This is a genomic window from Nocardia sp. NPDC052112, assembly GCF_040680135.1.
GTDB lineage: Bacteria > Actinomycetota > Actinomycetes > Mycobacteriales > Mycobacteriaceae > Nocardia.
Window position 1 is genome coordinate 1 of sequence record NZ_JBFAWD010000080.1, and the last position, 1,169, is coordinate 1,169.

The 1,169-nt window shown below is 65.8% G+C and carries 2 protein-coding genes; both read right to left on the bottom strand.

The window, feature by feature from the left end; translation table 11 throughout:
- Positions 1-8 precede the first annotated feature (8 nt).
- The gene (locus AB0L58_RS43015; RefSeq protein WP_364397534.1) at positions 9-830 is read right to left on the bottom strand and encodes a YceI family protein; all 822 of its coding nucleotides are present in this window, start codon (positions 828-830) and stop codon (positions 9-11) included.
- Positions 830-1,169: carboxypeptidase-like regulatory domain-containing protein (locus AB0L58_RS43020; RefSeq protein ID WP_364397537.1), on the bottom strand; the 340-nt coding region annotated here is incomplete at its 5' end. The genes AB0L58_RS43015 and AB0L58_RS43020, both read right to left, overlap by 1 nt.

Below are 1,169 nucleotides of genomic sequence, written 5' to 3' on the forward strand. Positions count from 1 at the left end.
GCGCTCGCTTACATGGCTGGTAGTTGTTCGCCTTGTACGATTTCGATGTCGAGGTCGATCTTGACCGTGGTGCCGATCGCGGCTATGCCCGCGCGGACTACCGCGTTGTAGTCGATCGCGAAATCGTTGCGGTGTAATTGTGTTTCGGCGTGGAACGCGGCGCGTACGCCACCCCAGGGGTCGGGTCCGAATCCGCCGTAGGTGAGTTCGAGGTCGACGGGGCGACGCTGCCCGTGCAGGGTCAGCTCGCCCGACATCATCCAGGTGTCGGCGCCGTTGCGGCGCAGCGCGTTGCTGGTGAAGGTGATGATCGGGTAGGCCTCGACATCGAGGAATTCCGGTGAACGCAGGTGGTTGTCACGCATCGAGATACCGGTATCGATACTCGCGGCCTTGATCTCGGCGTGGCCGGTGGACCGCTCGAACGGTTCGCCGATATCGAGGCGCCCGCTCACTTCGGCGAATCGGGCCTTGATACTCGCGATACCCAGATGGCGTGCGGTGGCGATCACCGTCGAGTGCACCGGGTCGATCATCCATGGTCCGGGCGGTGGCAGCTCGACCGCTCCTGCCACCGGCACCAACACCACCTCACCGAGCACACCCGTCCCCACCGACGAGATCTGCACCGCCCGCGCCACCGGCTCGAACCCGACAGCAGTGAGCACCGCGGTATGAACACCGGCAGGCAACAACTCGGTGCCCACTGCCCCGGTCGCGTCAGCGACCGCACGGGCGATCTGGCGCCCCCGCATATCCGTCACCGTCAACACCGCGTCCGGCACCGGCCACCCCCCGGCAATGCACACACGCCCGGTCAACCCGGACATCAACGATCCTCGGGCTCGTAACCGAGCCGAACATCGTGGCGGACTTCTCCGCCGGACACGGTGACCTGCCCGGTCACCGGTGGGTAGCCACGAGCAACCACGGTGTACTGCCCTTCGAACAGATCCGGCACCACATAGCGGCCATGCTCATCGGTGCGTGCCGTCGCGGTCACCTCACCCGCCGCATCGAGCACACTGACCAGCACATCCGGCACCGCCCGGCCGTCCGCCCACGCCGACCCGGCCAGTACCGCCATCGGAGAAAGCTCGATATCATGCCGCAACACACCACTATCCGGCACCGTCAATGTGGTTGCGGTGGGACGCATATGCTCGGCG

What these genes read in the sequence shown, in the direction of transcription:
- AB0L58_RS43015 (WP_364397534.1), bottom strand. Translation starts at nt 830, where the DNA reads ATGTCCGGGTTGACCGGGCGTGTGTGCATTGCCGGGGGGTGGCCGGTG.